The organism is Heliorestis convoluta, assembly GCF_009649955.1.
Lineage (GTDB): Bacteria > Bacillota > Desulfitobacteriia > Heliobacteriales > Heliobacteriaceae > Heliorestis > Heliorestis convoluta.
In genome coordinates, this window is sequence record NZ_CP045875.1 from 2,718,581 (window position 1) to 2,737,348 (window position 18,768).

At 45.0% G+C, this 18,768-nt stretch carries 14 protein-coding genes; 12 read left to right on the forward strand and 2 right to left on the reverse strand.

Translation table 11 applies throughout. The features are described 5' to 3' along the window. The first annotated feature begins 117 nt into the window (after positions 1-117). The 3 genes from FTV88_RS12945 (at position 118) to FTV88_RS12955 (ending at position 5,873) form a co-directional block, all read left to right on the forward strand. Positions 118-2,121 (forward strand): methyl-accepting chemotaxis protein, encoded by a 2,004-nt coding sequence (locus tag FTV88_RS12945; RefSeq protein WP_162008049.1) that lies wholly within the window; start codon positions 118-120, stop codon positions 2,119-2,121. A 197-nt stretch (positions 2,122-2,318) separates the two neighbouring features. After that, a complete protein-coding gene (locus tag FTV88_RS12950; RefSeq protein WP_153725999.1) occupies positions 2,319-4,094 on the forward strand; it encodes a ferrous iron transporter B in 1,776 nt (591 codons plus the stop codon). An 84-nt stretch (positions 4,095-4,178) separates the two neighbouring features. Then, a complete protein-coding gene (locus FTV88_RS12955) occupies positions 4,179-5,873 on the forward strand; it encodes a methyl-accepting chemotaxis protein (RefSeq protein ID WP_153726000.1) in 1,695 nt (564 codons plus the stop codon). Between the two features lie 45 nt (positions 5,874-5,918). Here the strand turns inward: FTV88_RS12955 and FTV88_RS12960 are convergent, their stop codons facing one another. Both FTV88_RS12960 and FTV88_RS12965 read right to left on the reverse strand, forming a co-directional pair. Next, on the reverse strand, positions 5,919-6,653 hold the full coding sequence (locus FTV88_RS12960) for a Fic family protein (protein WP_153726001.1): 735 nt from the start codon (positions 6,651-6,653) through the stop codon (positions 5,919-5,921). A 210-nt stretch (positions 6,654-6,863) separates the two neighbouring features. Next, on the reverse strand, positions 6,864-8,975 hold the full coding sequence (locus tag FTV88_RS12965) for a methyl-accepting chemotaxis protein (RefSeq protein WP_162008050.1): 2,112 nt from the start codon (positions 8,973-8,975) through the stop codon (positions 6,864-6,866). A gap of 653 nt (positions 8,976-9,628) precedes the next feature. Between FTV88_RS12965 and trxB the strand changes: the two genes are divergently transcribed. The 9 genes from trxB to rlmH all read left to right on the forward strand — a co-directional run bounded on the left by trxB (position 9,629) and on the right by rlmH (position 18,637). Next, on the forward strand, positions 9,629-10,948 hold the full coding sequence (trxB, locus tag FTV88_RS12970) for a thioredoxin-disulfide reductase (protein WP_153726003.1): 1,320 nt from the start codon (positions 9,629-9,631) through the stop codon (positions 10,946-10,948). 132 nt (positions 10,949-11,080) lie between these two features. Next, positions 11,081-11,809 (forward strand): tetratricopeptide repeat protein, encoded by a 729-nt coding sequence (locus tag FTV88_RS12975; RefSeq protein WP_162008051.1) that lies wholly within the window; start codon positions 11,081-11,083, stop codon positions 11,807-11,809. 188 nt (positions 11,810-11,997) lie between these two features. Continuing rightward, positions 11,998-12,906: a hypothetical protein gene (locus tag FTV88_RS12980; protein WP_153726005.1), complete on the forward strand. Its 909-nt coding sequence runs from the start codon at positions 11,998-12,000 to the stop codon at positions 12,904-12,906. A 136-nt stretch (positions 12,907-13,042) separates the two neighbouring features. Next, entirely contained in the window at positions 13,043-14,305 is a 1,263-nt protein-coding gene (murA, locus tag FTV88_RS12985) for a UDP-N-acetylglucosamine 1-carboxyvinyltransferase (protein ID WP_153726006.1), read from the forward strand. Between the two features lie 39 nt (positions 14,306-14,344). Beyond that, entirely contained in the window at positions 14,345-14,971 is a 627-nt protein-coding gene (locus tag FTV88_RS12990) for a class I SAM-dependent methyltransferase (protein WP_162008052.1), read from the forward strand. A gap of 9 nt (positions 14,972-14,980) precedes the next feature. Next, positions 14,981-15,829, forward strand: a complete 849-nt coding sequence (locus FTV88_RS12995; RefSeq protein WP_153726008.1) for an MBL fold metallo-hydrolase — start codon at positions 14,981-14,983, stop codon at positions 15,827-15,829. 85 nt (positions 15,830-15,914) lie between these two features. Continuing rightward, positions 15,915-17,066, forward strand: coding sequence for a S1C family serine protease (locus FTV88_RS13000; RefSeq protein WP_153726009.1), 1,152 nt, complete (start codon positions 15,915-15,917; stop codon positions 17,064-17,066). A 57-nt stretch (positions 17,067-17,123) separates the two neighbouring features. Then, on the forward strand, positions 17,124-18,041 hold the full coding sequence (locus FTV88_RS13005; RefSeq protein WP_153726010.1) for a hypothetical protein: 918 nt from the start codon (positions 17,124-17,126) through the stop codon (positions 18,039-18,041). A 116-nt stretch (positions 18,042-18,157) separates the two neighbouring features. After that, positions 18,158-18,637, forward strand: coding sequence for a 23S rRNA (pseudouridine(1915)-N(3))-methyltransferase RlmH (gene rlmH, locus FTV88_RS13010; protein WP_153726011.1), 480 nt, complete (start codon positions 18,158-18,160; stop codon positions 18,635-18,637). The last annotated feature ends 131 nt before the right edge of the window (positions 18,638-18,768 follow it).

Consider the following 18,768-nt stretch of genomic DNA (forward strand, 5'->3'; position numbering starts at 1 on the left):
TTAAATCTTATTTATGTTATAATGAATAAGATTAACAGCAACAAACATCAATCTATTTTTCAGCACTCCATGCATCATTTTATAGTTAGAAAGGGATACGTAAGGAGTGAGTACACTATGTTCCAGGGCATCAAGGGCAAGTTTATACTTTCTTTTCTTGTTGTAATTATCGCCGTAACGACAGCCATCGGGACGACTTCCTACTTCTATGCAAAAAAGGCTATCCTCACAGAAATTGAAGATGCAATGGACGCTTTTGCAAGGGAAGGTAGCAAGTTGGTCAACAGTCAGCTCAGCAGACAATTGATATTCCTAGAAGCGCTTGCAGAGCGAAGGATTGTAACTGACGATACATCTTGGGAAGAAAAAGTAAGGATTTTACAAAATGAAGCCCAAAGAATGGGCTATCAAGATTTTTACCTAGCCGATCCTTCTGGAATGGCTCGTCAGTTTACTATTGAAGAAGCATGGCCTGATGTGCGCGATCGACCTTATTTTCATCAAGCTCTAGCAGGAAAGCCTGCGGTTTCTGATGTCATTATCAGTCGCGTAACCGGTCAGCCTGTGATTGTTTTTGCTGTTCCCGTCTTTCGAGATGATCAAGTTGCAGGCGTTTTCTTCGGCACACGAGATGGTACAGGCTTAAGTACCCTTGCTGGTGGCATTACCATTGGTCGAGGTGGTTATGCTTACATAATTAATGAAAAAGGCACATTTATTGCCCATCCCAACGAAGCGCTCGTTCTAGAAACGTTTAATCCCATTGAAGAGGCCCAGACGCAACCTGAATTGAGAGAATTGGCAGCAATCATGGAAAATCATATGATTCAAGGCGAAAGCGGAGTTGCCTATTATTTTTTCGATGGGGCTGAAAGAGTTGTAGCTTATGGGCCCATTGAAGGTACGGGGTGGTCTCTCGCCGTTGCCTCTACGACAGAGGAGTACTTGTCTGGTTTACGGCAGCTTGTGCTCGTAATTGCTGGAGCAACAGGTTTTGTTATGCTGGCTGGTGCGGCTATTGGCACGTTTTTTGGCAATAACTTTGCCAAGCCAATTATAGAAGTAACGAAGCAAGCAGAAGATCTAGCCCAGCTTAATCTGAAGAACGACATTCCTGCAGAGTATTTACAGCGACAAGATGAAGTTGGGAGGCTTGCGCAGTCTTTTCAGCTTATTATGAACAATTTACGGACCATGGTGAAAGAGCTTGGACAAGCTTCTCAGCTAATGGCGGCTACTTCAGAAGAGTTAACCGCCACTTCGGAGCAGGCTTCCAGTTCGGCCGATGAAGTCGCCAGAGCCGTTGGTGATGTGGCCAGTGGTGCTACCAAGCAAGCTGATGATACAAGCCAAGGCACTGAGAAGATGATGGAGTTTTCTACGATGATTGAACGGAATCAGTCTGACTTAGAAGATGTAAACTGCGCTGCTGATAAGGTGCTACAGTTGCAAAAGGATGGCTATCAGACATTGCAACACCTTTTGCGCAAAACAGAAGAAAGTGCACAAGCAGCCGACCACGTTTCTCAGGTGATTGCGTCAAACAACGACAATGCTCAAAAAATTGCTGCCTCTAGTAAAATGATTGAAAGCATTGCCGCGCAAACGAATCTTCTCGCTTTAAATGCCGCCATTGAATCAGCCCGCGCGGGCGAAGCCGGTCGAGGCTTTGCTGTTGTTGCTGAAGAAATACGGAAGCTGGCAGAACAGTCTACGCAGTTCTCCAAAGATATTGAAACTGTGCTGCAAGCGTTACAAAGTGAATCGCAAAAAGCTGTCGAGATCATGGGCTCTGTATCTAAAGTGGTGACCGCCCAGAGTCAACAAGTAAATCGTACAGAACAGACTTTCCAGGATATTGCTACTGCGATGGAGCAGACGAAAGGTCGTATTAATGCGCTAAATCAGTCAGGGCAAGAAATGGAAAGAAAAAAAGAAGAGATTATGGCTATCATAGGCCGGCTTTCTGATATTGCAGGAGAAAATGCTGCGGCCGCGGAAGAGGCTTCTGCTGCAACGGAAGAGCAGTCAGCTTCTATGCATGAAATTGCTCGGGCCAGTGATTCTTTGGCACAGTTGGCGCAGGCATTGCAAGGGGTTATTCAGCGCTTTAAGACGTAGATGCATGATTTTGTGGTGGGAACACAGTAAAAAAACCGCAGTGGCTTTTTAGCCAAGGCGGTTTTTCTTTTTCTACAAATATCGCTTTTTTCAGTGAAAATCATCAATCCAAGACTTGACATTCTTGGGATCGAGATATAATATCATTGATAATGTATTTCAGTTTAATGTTTTATTAAAGTTTGAAGAGGTGAATTATGAGTTGTCATGATTTAGATGGTTCTTCTGAAGAGTCTACTTCTGGAGAACGTAAGTTTCTTCTTGTGGGCAATCCGAATGTAGGAAAAAGTGTTATTTTCTCTAAGCTCACTGGAAAGAATGTGATGGCCTCTAATTATGCAGGTACAACCGTGAGTATGACAGAAGGTACGATTCACTATCAAGGTACGAAAAGTTCACTCGTCGATCTCCCAGGCATCTATTCTTTAGAAGCTTCATCACCGGCAGAAGAAGTGGCTGTCAAAGTGTTAGAAGCCCGTGAAGTAGATGCCATCCTTTTTGTCCTCGATGCCACAGGGTTGGAGAAGAACTTGCCCTTTGCTTATCAGATCTTGGGTTATGGCATCCCTGTTGTCTTTGCCTTGAACTTGCTGGATGTGGCCAAGGCCAAAGGGATACAAATTGATATTAATAGGCTGGAAAAAGAACTCGGTGCTCCTGTGATATCAACGATAGCCGTTCGGCATATTGGGTTGAAGGAGATCCTACAGAAGCTTCATGAAGTTTCCAGCAAAAAGAAGAAGGTAGCGCCTTCTCATAGACCAAAGAGTGTAGAAGAATATTGGTCTGAAGCCAATCGAGTGAGCCAGCAAGTTCAGAAAGTTACGGAACCGCGACAAAGCTCTTTTCTTGATCGCCTTAGCATGCTCAGTCTGCAATTGTTGCCCGGTACGTTGATTGCTTTGATCGTGTTATGTCTTTCAGTGGCTTTTGTTGTCGGTGGAGGAAAAGCACTGCGCAGCTTGATCTTGCTTCCTCTAGTTAACGATCTTTATATCCCTTGGATCACCCAATTTATGTCTCAATTTATGGCTGAAGGCATCTGGCTCAACGTGCTTGTCGGCGAATATGGGATGCTCGTTAAAGGGATTGAATGGCCTTTTGCTTTAATATTGCCTTATGTTTTTCTTTTTTATATCGTCTTATCGGTATTAGAAGATACAGGTTATTTGCCTCATCTTGGTGTTCTTGTTGACGGTTTACTTCGACGAATAGGGATTCAGGGGAGCAATATTGTACCTTTTATCATGGGCTACGGTTGCGCCATTCCAGCTATTTTAGGCTCTCGCGCTGCGACTACTTATAGAGAACGAGTTATCCTAGCGACGATTGTTTCTCTTGCTGTACCTTGCATCGCTCAGACAGGTGCTTTTATTGCTTTACTCGGTGAACATTCTGCCATGGCACTGATCTTTGTCTATTTACTTTCTTTTCTTGCCATTTTGTTTAGCGGCATGCTCTTAAATAAAAGTATATCTGGCAAGTCAGATCCACTGCTTGTAGAAATTCCTCATCTACTTCTTCCTAATGAACAAGCGTTAATGAAGAAAATCTATCTTCGAACCAAATCTTTTATGATAGAAGCGGAGATACCGATGATTTTAGCCATTGGCGTAGCAGCTTTACTCGTAGAAACAGGGCTATTGAATGCTCTCGGCATTTTCCTCCAACCGCTCGTCGTAACTTGGCTAGGTCTGCCTCAAGAGGCGAGCATTGCACTGATCCTGGGGGTTATTCGAAGAGAAATTGCTGTACTACCACTACTTGAGATGAATTTAACGACTTTACAAATGGTGGTGGGATCGGTGGTTGCGCTTTTTTACCTTCCTTGCCTTTCTGCCTTTGCTGTCTTAACAAAGGAATTTCGCTTGAAACTGGCTTTGGCTGTTAGCCTTTCCACCATTGTTGTTGCATTCTTCGTAGGAGGCCTCATTCATCATATTGGAAAAGCCCTTTTGCCTCTTCTTATCTAAGAATACGGAAAAATAGAAAAAACCAACGTTGAAATAGAATTGGATGGATCTATTAAGTTGAGATAGAGGGGATTGGAAAAGAGAATGAAGAATATAAGAATACGAAATAAGTTGATCGTAATTTTTGTGGTAACAACCATTTTACCACTCCTTGCTATGGGGTGGCTTACCTATGAGAAAGCAAAGGAGCATCTTCACGAAAAAACCTTTGCCAACCAATCTTTACAATTGACTCTGGTAAAAGAGCGTGTAGGTCTCTTATCCATAGATAAAGCACTCCAGCCATGGAGTGAAGAGCAATTTATCGACAGTTCTGTCTACATAACCAATAATAAGGGAGCCTTACTTGGGTACAGAGAAAAGGCGAGTCCAGTCTTCCTAACGACAGTTGATAGCCTCGATTCCGCTCAAAAGATATCGCTCCAACTCCCTCCCGAGATTCTTCAGATCCTACAATCAGCACTGGCTCATAAAGACCTTTCTTTTCAAGCCTCTTTGTCTTATAGAAATGCCCTGGGCGAAGAGGTCTACGGTACAATGGGGACTGTGCTATGGCAAGATCAAATTCTAGGAATTCTCATTGAAGAAGAAAAGAAAAAACAACTTGAGGGACTCGGCGAAATTCAGACGATTGTGATGAGCATCTTGGTTTTATTTCCCCTCTATGGCATCATTGCAGCCCTTTACCTAGGGAAAGTGATTACCAACGGTTTAGAAGCTACGACCCTTCATAGCAAAGTCATAGCTGATGGCGATTTCAGCATCGATGTTCCCGATGATTATATAAATAATAAAGATGAAATTGGAGAAATGTCCCGAGCTCTTCATAGCATGCAGCAATCGATTCGTGCTATTTTTCTTCAGATTATGGATGCCAGTCAACGGTTGGGCGCAGCCTCCGAAAAGTTGTCCTCGAGTGCCGATGAAACGAACGATGCTGCTTCTCAAGTCGCTGTTATGATTCAAGAAGTTGCCTCTGGTGCCGAGAAACAGTTACATAGCACCGAAGAAAGCGCTCGTGTCATAGCAGAAATGGCAAGTGGCATCGAGCAGGCTTCTCTAACTTCTAGCAGCATGGCAGAAACATCACAAGAAATGATCGAAAAAGCCAATACAGGAAGCAAAGCTATCGACACCACAATTAAGCAGTTTTATCAAATTCAAGAAGACACAACAGGTATGGAAAAAGTGATCCAGACCTTGCAAAAGGATTCAGAGCAAATTGGCTCTATTCTTCAGATTATCTCTACCATTTCTGATCAGACGAACTTACTCGCCCTGAATGCAGCCATCGAGGCTGCTCGAGCTGGTGAAAAAGGCAGAGGCTTTGCTGTTGTAGCAGAGGAAATTCGTAAGCTATCGATGCAAACTTTAGATGCTGCCAATCAAATCGGACAATTGATCGAAAAGATTCAAAGCAATACGGCACAGGCTGTTTATTCTATGGATAAAAGCAAAGTGCAAGTAGAAAAAGGATTAACGAAAGTTGAAGAACTGCATCAAGTCTTTGACACCATTCTAGGTTCAATCCAAAAAGTAGCCCGTCAAATTGAAGAATTAACGAGCTTTACCAAAGCGATTTCCTCTCGTTCTGATGAAGTAAAGAATTATGTTACAAGTTTTGAGAACATTGCTAAAGACTTTTCTTCTTCTACGCAGAAAATTGCTACTTCTTCAGAAGATCAAGTTAGCAATATAGGAGAAATAAAAAAAGCAGCGAAAAGCTTAGCTGCGATGTCGGAAGAACTGCAGCAATTGGTGCCTAAGTTCAAAGTGTAGCTCCGCTCATCAACAAAAGCGGTCGGTTGCTTTTTTCTTTGCAGTCTATTCGTCAACCATTTGTAACCATAAGCCTAAGCTTTGTTCTACAAAAGTCGCTACAAGTTCTATAAATGGACCATAATCTTTCGTTATATGGCCGTAGTCTAGTCCATCGTAGTAATGCGTACGGGCTGTCTTTGGAATTACTACGGGTGGATACCCCTGCTTCATTAATTCAAAGTTAAGTAATAGTCGAGCTGTTCGGCCATTACCATCGACAAAAGGGTGTATTTTTACAAATTCACCGTGTAGCAGTGCCGCTCTTTCAATGGTATGATAGGTTCTCCAATCCTGTCTGTATTGCTGAATCAGCCATTCCATTTGCTCAGGCACAAGTATATGTTGAGGTGGTCTATGCTTTGCTCCACTAATCAAAACATTTTCTCTTCGATAGATTCCAGCATTGCTATCATCAATAGACTTGAGTACAAGTCGATGTAAATTCTTGATATCCCACTCGCTCAGGTCTTGTTTTTGTGCCACAATGCTTTCTAAATACAAAATGGCTTCTTTGTGGTTAATAACTTCTAGGTGCTCTTTCATCGACTTGCCACCAATGGTAATACCCTCGAGAACAACTTTTGTTTCCGTTAAGGTTAGGGTGTTCCCTTCAATGGCGTTCGAATTGTAGGTCCATTCTAAGAGGACATGATCTCGTAAAGATTTTGCTGTATGAGGCGGCAAAGGTCGCTTTTCATCGAGGCGCTTCTTTTTCTTGTCTATTTCTAGGAAGGCCATATGCTATCACTCCAATAATCATTCCTACGGCGTCCTTGGAACCTTCGTTTTTTCCATTTTACTAAAATTGCCAATAAGATACAAGGGGACGTAAAAAAACCGCAGTGGCTTTTGGTGAGCCAAGGCGGTTTTTCTTTTTCTATAAATATCGCTTTTTTCAGTGGTTAAAGACAATGGAATGGTTTCAACAAAATATTGTCGTGACTGGTTCTAGCTGACCGTAAACTGGCCCACTTGATTTTCTAACTCATTGCCTAAATGGGTTAGTTTTTCGGCTGCATCGTTTATTTCTGTTAAGCCATGGCTGGTGCGTTGACTGCGCTGATCAATGTCATTCATACTTGTATTGACTTCAGAAATGGTTCCTGCCACCGATTCGATGGCGCCTGTCACTTCTACAACTGCTTGTTGTACTTGTCCTGTCATTTCATTAAATTGCTTGGCCATAGCGAGAAATTGGTCTGCATCCCCTTTATACTTGCGGCTGACAGTAGCAAAGTCTTGATAGTCTCCCATGACTTGTTGATTTACAAATCGAAGCATACGATTGGAACTTTCCACGAGTTCATTCATAGCTTGTTGAACTTGGCCAATTACTTTTCGAATATCGACAACTGCCTCGGAGGAGTTTGCCGCTAGCTTACGCACTTCTTCTGCCACTACAGCAAAGCCTCGACCATTGTCACCTGCTTGGGCTGCTTCAATGGCTGCATTCAGCGCGAGAAGATTTGTTTGGTCTGCAATTTGATGGATCGTTTCTACAAGCACAGAGATTTGCTGGACTACTTTGGCTTCTTCAATCGAACGTACTAGAATCGGTTCAATTTCTTCATAGATTTTTTCTGCTTCTTTTTTTGATTTTAGGGTACGCTTTTCTAACTCTAAGGCTGCTTTTCCAATCTTTTCAGCTTCTTTTTGCCCACCTTCTGCCTCCGTACTTAAATGGGTTAAAAAAGAAGCCATCTCTTCACTAGAAGCCGTAATTTGCTCCGTGGCAGCTGAAGCACTTTCTGTTCCAAGCGCAATGCGTCTTGTTGAAGAAGCCACTTCTTCCATATCCTGTGCTGCTGTTTCGGTGGTCGCTGACAGTTGCTCACTTGAAGCGGCCAATTCACTAGCGGCAGTCCCGATTTTTTGCCAGCTATGACGCAACTTATTTTGCATCTGATCAAGGGCTCTTGCCATATCTCCCAATTCATCGGTCAGAGCCAACTGTTCCGGCGGCAAGCTTTGTGAAAAATCACCAGCAGCAATGCGGGCCAAGTGTTCTTTTGTTGCATTAATTTTGCCTGTGATTCTAGAGACAGAAAAGGCAATCACCAAAGCAATTACGATTATGCCTGCTAGGGCAATACCGATTGTAATCAACATGGTCTTTTGAATGGGTGCTGTAATTTCTGAGTGATGAACGACGGTGCCATAGCTCCAAGGACTTTCTGTTTCTCCTATTATAATCGGAACATAGGTCCGTGAAACGACTTGGTCCATGACCTGGGAATAGGATTGGTTAATAAAAATTTGTCCACTTTGAATTTTTTCCAAAATCTCTCCATCGCTATCCAGTGTTAGTTCTCCAGCAAGCTCTCCAATTCTCTCACTATGCGGGTGAGCCGCAATGATTCCTTCATGGGATAGCAAGCGACCAAAACCACTTTCGTAGAGGACCATATCATTATTAATTTCATTTATTTGATCGAGTGTGACATCTACACCGACAACACCAACAGTTTGGCCTTCCTTTTTCACAGGAACAATGAGAGAAGTCATCATAACATCTTGTCCCATAATGGAATAGCTGTAAGGCTCCAGTATAACTTCTTGTCCCTTCTCTAGCGGTAAAAGATAATAGTCACCGATTCCAGGCTGATCATAGCCTTGCAATATATCACGAATGATTACATCATTACTGCGGTGCCAATAGGGAATAAATCGCCCTGTCTGATCGTGATCAGGCTGATTGACAAAGTCACTATCTTTCCCATCAAAAGCATTAGGTTCCCAACAAGTCCAGACCGCCAGGAATTCTTCATTGTATCGAAGTACGTTGGCAAGCATGGTATCTACCACGTCTCGATGTACCTGTCCTTTTTCTTGCATTCCTTCTATGGACTGCGCCAATATTCGTGCACCATCCATGGCGCCATTTAAAATATTTTTGATCTCGTTGGCGTATTCGTGGGACACATGCAGAGTTATTTGAGCAGCCTGCTCTAAAGCCTGTTGCTGATTCATGTATGTAGTGACTCCAATGACCAAGCTAAAAAGAGCAATCACCGTTCCAAGGGTCAGTGTAATAATCTTTTTCTGCAAAGTACTTCTCATGAAAAAACTCCTTTGAAACTTTCTCTGGTTGTTTTTCATTATAATACCATTGTTTCCGAAAAGCACTAACCGCTTTTTGTTTTTATATTATATATTTTAGCTTGTAATCCGATTCCAAGCAATTACTGCTCTCTATTGAAAAAACCCTCGGTCACTGAATCCGAGGGTTTTGATTTCTCTATACTAACTCGCCATGGCACGGACGATAGAGTAACCTTGTAGAGGGGACTGGGCATCACGCTTTCCTCCGCTCTGGACTGGTCCCACGCTGTTACCGCCAGCAAGCTGGCGACAGCTGAGGTCCCAAGTCCCGCTGCGGAAAGCGTGATGCCCAGTCCCAGAAGGTTTTTGCTGATTGTTACTTCCGTTGGAATAGCTTGGCGAAACTTTCTTCTATACGCAACTACCTATTGTATGTGCATCTGGAATAGGCTCAAACCCAGTCACAACCAGCAAGATGTATCTGGGTCAGGCGTTATGACTTCCTGGAGAGAGGACTTCAGACCTCAGCCATCGGCAGCTTGCTGCCGCTCATGGCGTGGGATGAGTCCGTTCGGAAGGAAATCATAACGCCTGACCCCACCACAGAGTAGCTATTTTCGTATTAGCCCCCTATGCCCGGTACAATAGAAAAAATATAAGGAAGTGACAAAATGATTTACTACCCCTCGCTACGCACCATCGCCATTGTAGGCATCTCAGACAAAAAAGAACGCCCCAGCTACCAGGTTGCTCAATACCTCCAGTCACAAGGCTATCGAATCATACCTGTCAACCCAAGAGTCACAGAAGTCTTGGGAGAAAAATCCTATCCCGACCTACTATCCATTCCTGAAGAAATAAAAATTGACGTAGTAGATGTTTTTCGTCGTTCCGAAGAAGTGCTACCTATAGCACAGCAAGCCATCCAAAGAAGTGCATCGGTTTTGTGGCTCCAAGAAGGCGTTATCAACGAAGAAGCAGAAGCACTCGCAGCCTCCGCAGGCCTTACTGTAATCATGGATCGGTGCCTAAAAAAAGAATACACCGCCTGGCTCCATAGCGATCCGAAAGAAATATACGATGTCATCATCATAGGCGCTGGACCGGCGGGCTTAACAGCAGCACTTTATGCCGCTCGCTCAGGCCTAAAGACAGCCATTTTCGAAGGGCAAACACCGGGTGGGCAAGCTTCTACCACAGAAATGCTAGAAAATTACCCTGGCTTTGAAGAACCCGTATCAGGGCCCGAGCTCATGATGCGCTTTTTAAGCCAGGCCACAGGCTTTGGAGCGACTTTAATCACCGAAGAAGTCCAACGATGCGAACTAGAAGGACACCTCAAAGTCATAGAGACAGCTTTTGATAACAGATTTTTTGCTCGCGCCGTCATCATAGCAGCAGGTGCGCAGTCGAAAAAGCTCGGTGTAAAAGGCGAAGCTACCTTTCATGGTCGAGGCGTATCGTACTGCGCCACTTGCGATGGAGCTTTCTTTCGAGATCGCCACGTTGTCGTAGTCGGTGGCGGTGACTCTGCTGTAGAAGAAGCTCTCTACCTGACCAAATTCGCATCGCAAGTCACCATCGTGCATCGTCGCGATCAACTACGAGCCACAAAAGTCCTCCAAGATAGAGCCAAGAAAAACCCCAAGATCAAGTTTCTCTGGAATAGCGTCGTGGAAGAAATAACAGGCGATACAGCGGTAGAAAAAGTAGTCGCCAAAAATGTAACAACCGGCGAAGCTTCTGATCTATCCTGCGAAGGTATCTTTGTCTATGTCGGTCATGCGCCTTCTCTAGACTTTCTCGGCGGCGCTGTCGCTTTATCGCCCGATGGCTATATTGCTACCGACAGCCAGTTAGCGACCAATATTGCCGGTGTCTTTGCTTGCGGTGACGTAAGAAACACACCTCTGCGGCAAGTAGCCACCGCCGTTGGGGATGGTGCCATTGCTGCCATGGCAGTGGAAAAATATTTATCTTATCATGAATAAGTAGCTATGTTATAATGTCATTTATGCTGTGCCCAAGACCCTATCACCCTATCATTGGCGCGGGATTACAAGATTCTGCTTGATAGTCATTGCAGATAAAAGAAATCATTCACCATAGAAAGGATGAAGAACGTGTTCAACAAGAATCGTACTTTTGTTACCGTAACAGCTATCATCCTCGCCATTGGTCTGATTGGGAGTACCATGGCTTTCACCTTATTTTCCCTCCCCATTGGATCAGACCCAACCATCAATCCAGAAGTCTATGAAGAAAGCTTGCGACAAGATATTGCCATCATGGAAGCAGAAGTAGAAAATGATCCCGACTACTTGCCAGGTTGGGTAGCTTTGGGCAACTATCGCTACGACATGGGACGCTTTTTATCACTGAACGGCAACCTTGAAGAAGGGGAAGATTTTTACCGACAAGCTGTTGAAGCGTACAGCAAAGCTTTAGAAATGGACCCCGATGACACCAATGTTCGTGTTGATATGGCAACAGCTGCTTTTTACAGCGGGATTAGCGATCTAGCGGAAGAAAACTTTCAAATCGCCATGGAAAAAGATCCACAGCACGTTATTGCGCCTTTAAACTATGGCATCTTTCTAATAGAAGTGCGTCAAGACTACGAAAAAGCCAGAGACGTCTGGACGAAAGCACAATCCTTAAACCCCACAAAAGAACAAGCCGACTTCTTAAAAGAGTTGGTCGCTTTTGCGACATCTGTGATCGAAAGTGCACCGCCGGGCGCTCCAGCAGGATTGCAGTCACCTGATCTAACAGGCCTTTTTGAACTAGAAGGCGAGGAAGAGATTACCCTAGAGGCTCTTTTGGAGCTAGATGACACACAGCAAGAATAAAGCACTGAGCTGACTCAAGAGCAATATTGCACAGTCTAGTGCTCCCACTGCCACCAGCACAAAAAGCTGGTGGTCTTTTTTTACTCTTCTCCCACCCCTTTACTAACCAGAAAAAGAAGCAATCCTGATATAATGGTATCGCTTCAAGGGAAAGCTAGTAAGTTTTTTAGGGGAAAGAGGAGAAGCCAATGGGGGCAAAATTTAATATGGGTTACTACCTGATAGCAGCCCCAGTTGCCTACAGGGCACTGATACATTTTTGGCGCTATCATGTAGGAACCCAAACAGGCTTTTCTCTAATAAGACCTATCATACAGTTGCAACAGAAAAGCTACCATCTTTATCGCAACTATAAAATAAAGCAAGCCTTAGGCGAAACAAAAGATTGGCATCACCTTGAAGGTGAAAGTGTGATCTTGCGCTATAAAAGAGGTCAACAGCAAGAAGCGGAGGTCTTATTAGAGAAAACAGAATCTATCTATAACAAGGTTGTTCGGCATATGAATTGCAGACCGGAACAAAAAGCCATCGTACTTTTTTATCAAGATCGTCATAGCTTTAATCAAGTTTTTGGTTGGAACGATGAATCGGCCTTGGGCGTCTACTATGCAGGTGTAGTTCGCCTTCTTTCACCCCGACTGTGGGACCCATCAGCAAAAGGAACGGTTGAATCGAAAGAATCTGTCGCTGTCGCTGGCCCCATGGCACATGAACTAGCTCATCTTATCTTAGACTATCGAACGAAAGGCAACGTACAACGCTGGTTTACCGAAGCCGTGGCCCAGAATATAGAGAGAGTCGTGACAGGATATACTTTGCAAGATCCAGCCCCGGGATGGTCACAGCGACTGTACCCCTGGGAAGAAATGGACCGACGTTTTGACAGCCTGCCCGATCAAAAGCTAGCCTATCGTCAATCCCTGCTTGCCTATGATACACTTGTAGAAGCACAAAGCGATGCCATGCCTCTGATCTGGGAAGAACTCGCACAAGGTAAAAAGATAGAGCAAGCCCTTTACTTGGCTACTGGCTTGACTTGGGCCGACTTCACCGAGCAAGTAAAGCAAAAAGCTTATGAAGCAGAGAAAAAAGGCTAACCTTTTATTACAAAGGGGCCTTTTTTCTCGCTACAGCAGGAATCCCTAAAGAGTAAGAGAAATATAAATTGTTTAGGTTCATTTTTTTGCAAAATGGCCAAGCTCCTGGTAGCGCAAGAAAGGGGAACGATTATCTTTGGGTAAACTTATCGTTCAAGGGGGCACCCCTTTAGAAGGAACGGTAGCCATAAGTGGAGCAAAAAATGCAGCGCTGGCTCTATTGGCCGCCTCTTTTCTCAGTCGCGGAGAAGTTATTTTAGAGAACATACCAGCTATCACCGATGTCAATGTGATGCTTGATATTGCCAAAGAAATGGGTGGAGAAGGAGAATGGATAGGACCGAATGCTCTCCGTCTCAACCTTCCAGACACTATCTCCTGCAAAACGCCTTATAAGCTAGCCAAGAAGCTGCGAGCTTCCAATCTTCTGCTAGGCCCCCTTGTAAGTCGCTTTGGCTGGGCTGAAGTGGCTTTGCCTGGTGGCGATAACATTGGTACAAGACCAATGGACTTACATATTAAAGGACTATCAGCCATGGGAGCCAGTTTAACCGTAGAACATGGCTACATTTGTGGTGGAGCCCAGGGCAGCAAAAGACTACAAGGTGCCAAGATTTACCTCGATTTTCCATCCGTTGGCGCGACCAAAAATATTGTGATGGCAGCGGCTCTTGCTCGAGGTCAGACACTGATTGAAAACTGTGCCAAAGAGCCAGAGATCGTCGATCTCGCCAACTTTATCAATGCCATGGGTGGTAAAATTCGAGGTGCCGGAACCGATTTGATTCGCGTAGAAGGCGTAGAGCAGCTAGAAGGAACAGCCTACTCTATTATTCCAGATCGTGTTGAAGCAGGTACCTACATGATTGCAGCTGCTGCGACTCGAGGGCGTGTACGGGTCACCAACGTCATTCCAACGCACCTCCACGGCGTCACGGCAAAACTACGAGAGATGGGTGTCCAGATTGAAGAAGATGATGATTCGATTGTCGTCGATGGCCGCGGAGAACTGAACGCCGTTGATATCAAGACCTTACCCTATCCAGGCTTTCCCACCGATATGCAATCGCAAGCCATGGCTCTCTTAACGACTGTACCTGGAACGAGTATGATCGTGGAAAATGTCTATGAGAATCGCCTCCGCGTCGTCGATGAGCTGCAACGCATGGGTGCCCAGATTAAGATTGAAGGGCGCACGGCCATTATTGATGGCGTTGCCTCTCTTTCTAGCGCCCAGGTAAAAGCTTCCGATCTGCGAGCCGGTGCCGCTTTGCTTATCGCAGGGATGACTGCAGATGGGGAAACAGAAGTCTGTGGCCTCTATCATATTGACAGAGGTTATGAAAAGCTAGAAGAAAAACTAACGGCTTTAGGCGCTAAAATTCGGCGCATAGAATAAAAATCAATTCAATGCTAAGCGAAGGAAGTAGTGACATCGTTGCAATACCTACAAGAGAGAATTACCATTCCGCAAGGCCCCACTTTGACTTTTCGCCGTATTGCCAACGTAGAAGAGCTTATTGACCGAGCCGAGGAAGTCGATGATCTGCCTTTCTGGGCTGAACTTTGGCCTTCAGCCCTGGCTTTATCGGCGTATTTGTGGCAAGAAGAAAAACTTCATTTATCGCAACAACCTCTTCTAGAGCTAGGCTGTGGCTTAGGTCTTGCCGGCATTGTAGCCGCTCTCAAAGGTGCTAAAGTAGTTCAGAGCGACTTTGTTTCTGCTGCTCTTTCTGTAGCAGCAGAAAACAGTCGCTTTAACGGCGTTGAAACGCAGCAAGTGCAGGCAGACTGGCGCAATTTTCCCGCTGAACTAGGTACTTTTTCTTACATCATCGGTTCTGATATTCTCTATGAACCAGATGTTCATGAAGCTTTGGAAAAAGTTTTGCACCATCATCTGGCTCCGCAGGGTCAAGTTATCCTCACTGATCCAGGTCGAAAAGGAGCGCAACAATTTCTACAGCGCCTTCCCCAGGGCTATCATATCGAGAAAAGCACACAACGCATTCATCTTGATGGCAAAGACTACAGAATTGACTTGTATCACCTGCGGAGGGATTAAGGAAAAAACATGAGATACACCACCATCGCCAGCGGTTCAAGTGGGAACGCCATTTATGTAGAGCACAAAGAAAGTCGTATTCTCGTCGATGCAGGATTAAGCGGTAAAAAAATAGAAAAAGGCCTGCAAGAAGCAGGGGTAGATCCCTCTTCAATAGATGCCATTGTAGTTACTCACGAACATATTGATCATGTTCGTGGTGTAGGCGTACTGGCTCGCCGCTATGGCTACCCAGTCTATGCAACCGAAGGCACCTGGCAGGGAATGTCGTCTAAGATTGGTGAGGTAAAAGAAGAACAAATCTACACCATTCAAGTCGATGATAAAGTAACAATCAAAGATCTAGAAGTAGAGACCTTTCCAACGCCTCATGATGCCCGCCAATCCATTGGCTTAACCTTTGATGATGGCAACAGCCGCCTTGGCATTGCCACCGATATTGGCTATGTGACGCAGGCTATGGGAAGAAAGCTTCTCGGCTGTGAAGCCTTGATCTTTGAATCAAACCACGATCGACAGATGCTTCTCCAGGGTCCTTATCCAGAAAGGCTAAAAAGGCGAGTTGATAGCAAAGAAGGGCACCTCTCTAATGAAGAAGCGGGAAGAGTTTTGACCAAGCTTTGTGATGGCGGCACCCAACAAATTATGCTCGCCCATCTCAGTGCAGAAAACAATCGACCTGAAATCGCAGTAGATACGGTGAAAGAAGTCTTACAACAAGAAGGCTACTCTGTGAAGGCTTGGAAAAAGCATGAAGAGCAGGGCTGCCTTTTTACCGAAAAAGAGAATAAAAAAGCAGCAGATCTACGCCTAACTGTCGCACCAAGGTATGAAATACACCCTATGGAGGAAATATAATATTGGTGTTGAATAGCTATCTTTAGGAGCCTTTCTGTAAGACCTTTTTCAACATAAATATTATTTGGACAAAGGGGGGCCTTTTGTGGGGCACTTTGAAGAAGAGGAAGTATACCGCAAAAAGCGTCAACCTGGCTTACTTTCATACTTTCTTGTAGCGCTTGTGGCGGCTTTTCTCGGCGGCTACATTTCTCTCTTTTTTTACACATCATCGATGCCAGAGCCAGAAGGAGGCCAGTCACCGCAAAGTGGTTTTGTTATACCTTCGCCAGATTTGAACTTGTCACGCCTTAACAGCGATAGCCAGAGAATTGTAGAAGTGGCACGCCAAGTGGGACCCGCTGTGGTGGGTATTGCCAACCGAGCGCCTGTGCGTGGTGTTTTCTGGAACCAGCGCATTGAGGAAGTAGGAAATGGCTCTGGTGTCATTTATGACCCAGCTGGCTTTATCGTTACGAACCACCATGTCGTTGCTGACGCCACGGAAATCATAGTAACCTTAGCAGATGGGCGAACCGCCAGTGCTACGCTGGTAGGCACCGATCGATTGACCGATCTAGCCGTCCTCAAAATCGATCTAGAGAATTTGCCTGTCGCACGCTTTGGAGACTCTGAAAATGTACAAGTGGGAGAATTGGCCATTGCCATTGGGAACCCAGGTGGTCGAGAGTTTGCCGGCTCTGTTACATCCGGCATTGTATCAGGACTGAATCGCCAATTGAACACACCAGAAGGTTACGCTTTTAACCTGATTCAGACCGATGCAGCCATCAATCCTGGGAACTCCGGCGGTGCCCTTTTGAATGTAACCGGTGAAGTGATCGGAATTAACTCCATCAAGATCGCCATTCCAGGCTTTGAAGGCATGGGCTTTGCCATCCCTTCCAATCAGGTGCAGCAGATTATACAAGACTTACAAAGCCAGGGTAAAGTTACAAGGCCCGCTTTGCAAGTTACTTTGATTATGAATGTAGACAAATGGCTAGCGCGTCAGTATAATCTGCCTGTAGATTATGGTGTGGTCGTTCGTCCTATTCCCGGCGGTGTCGCGCAGCAGGCCGGTATTCAAGATAACGATATCATCATTGCCCTCGGCGAACGACAAGTTCGGAACATGGCAGATCTACAGCGGGAATTATTTCAGCATCGCGTGGGCGATACGATTACGGTAACTTTCCTCCGTAACAATGAAGAAGTCACCGTTTCAATCACATTGGGTGAGCTGCCAGCTCGCTAACAGACTTTTTGCGCACAAGAAATAGGAGAAACAGGAGAAGAAGGGGGCATTTTACCAATGGGACAAGATCATCACGATACCAAAGTTGAAAAGAAAAACCCCCATCCCTGGGGATGGGTACCTTTCCTCATCATTCTAACGCTCTTTGCGACCTTTGCTTTTGGGCCTGTCGTCGCTTATCAAGGACAACCGTATCTGATGGATATGAATGTGGTAGAACCAAAGACAAAAGCTCAAAAAGAAGTCTTGTCAACAGTAGAAAAAGCACTAGACCAGCGTTTTGAGGCGCTTCTCCAAGACGATCCTGCCATTTTAGAAGAAACCTTTGGTTCCTATGGCATTGCGGATGCCTTACAAGAAGAGATAATTCATTTCCCCATCGTGCAAGAAATGCTGCGGGAAGAAGGTTTGCTTGCGGAGAAGCCTGAGATTTTTGTAAAACCGTATGCTATCGATGTAAAAGGTCATCATGCCCATGTTGTCTTTGAATACATTACCCTGTTTGATAGCCGTCAGGTTCAAGGCGCTCACGTCTGGGATCTGGTAAAAACAGAAGAGGGCTGGCAAGTCGTCGGTGACGCTGCCTTTCTAGACAGTGCCATCACGTCCCGAGTAGCCCAAACTGCCCGCTCTTTTCTCACAAGCTTAAAGTTTGGCCACAGCCACTCCTTACAAGGACCTTGGCAGGAAAGCCCGGATCTGCTGGCTCAAATGACCAGTGAAACAGTAACAGCATTGGCTGGACAAGGTGGCTCTTGGGAAGTTCTCAGTGTCTCCCTTTTCGGCAACCATGGCTCTAGCCACATTCCCTACGCCGACATGGCCGATGCCGCTCGCATCATTGTTCGTAACGTTGACAATGATGAACGCTATGTGATGGTTCTTGCACTCATTGATGAAGCCTCTTCCATTATGGGAGCACCAAAGTGGACTGTTATTGGCTTTGTAGCAGAGCAAGAATTGCTAGAGCTGTAAAAAAGCATAGGATTCGAATTATTTCATCATAACGACAAGAAAAGCACAAGAAGGTCTTCAGGGAGATATACCCGAAGACCTTCTGTGTTTTTTACGATAAAAGGGAGATAGAACAATTGCAGATTCAAATCATCTCTGTAGGAAAAATCAAAGAAAAATATCTCAAATTAGGCATAGAAGAGTTTAGCAAGCGCTTACAAGCCTATTGTCGCTTAACTCCTATAGAAGTGAGCGACGAAGAAGCACCTGATACCTTAAGTGCCAAAGAAGTTGAACGAGTCAAAGAAAAAGAAGGCCAGCGAATCTTACAACAACTAAGACCAGATAGCTACGTCATTGCCTTGGCCATCGACGGAACCACCTGGTCTTCTGAAGAACTAGCCCGAGAAATCGATCAACGAGCAACATACGGCCAAAGCCAGATCGCCTTTATCATTGGCGGATCCCACGGCTTGAGCCCCCAAGTGCTACAAAGGGCCAATAAGAAGCTTTCTTTTTCCAAGATGACCTTCCCCCATCAACTGATGAAGCTGATCTTGCTAGAACAGATCTACAGAGCCTTTCGGATTAATCGGGGAGAGCCGTACCACAAGTAACGGCGAAAAAAACCGAAAATCTCCTGCCCAATTACGCAAATTTGACAGGAGATTTCTCTATGTCTAGGGAATGAATGAAAAGATAATTGTGCAGGGGCCAGGTCATCACGCTTTCCTTCGCTCTGGACTGG

What these genes read in the sequence shown, in the direction of transcription:
- FTV88_RS12950 (WP_153725999.1), top strand. Translation starts at nt 2,319, where the DNA reads ATGAGTTGTCATGATTTAGATGGTTCTTCTGAAGAGTCTACTTCTGGA.
- FTV88_RS12955 (WP_153726000.1), top strand. Translation starts at nt 4,179, where the DNA reads ATGAAGAATATAAGAATACGAAATAAGTTGATCGTAATTTTTGTGGTA.
- FTV88_RS12995 (WP_153726008.1), top strand. Translation starts at nt 14,981, where the DNA reads ATGAGATACACCACCATCGCCAGCGGTTCAAGTGGGAACGCCATTTAT.
- FTV88_RS12980 (WP_153726005.1), top strand. Translation starts at nt 11,998, where the DNA reads ATGGGGGCAAAATTTAATATGGGTTACTACCTGATAGCAGCCCCAGTT.
- FTV88_RS12945 (WP_162008049.1), top strand. Translation starts at nt 118, where the DNA reads ATGTTCCAGGGCATCAAGGGCAAGTTTATACTTTCTTTTCTTGTTGTA.
- FTV88_RS12960 (WP_153726001.1), bottom strand. Translation starts at nt 6,653, where the DNA reads ATGGCCTTCCTAGAAATAGACAAGAAAAAGAAGCGCCTCGATGAAAAG.
- trxB (WP_153726003.1), top strand. Translation starts at nt 9,629, where the DNA reads ATGATTTACTACCCCTCGCTACGCACCATCGCCATTGTAGGCATCTCA.
- FTV88_RS13005 (WP_153726010.1), top strand. Translation starts at nt 17,124, where the DNA reads ATGGGACAAGATCATCACGATACCAAAGTTGAAAAGAAAAACCCCCAT.
- FTV88_RS12965 (WP_162008050.1), bottom strand. Translation starts at nt 8,975, where the DNA reads ATGAGAAGTACTTTGCAGAAAAAGATTATTACACTGACCCTTGGAACG.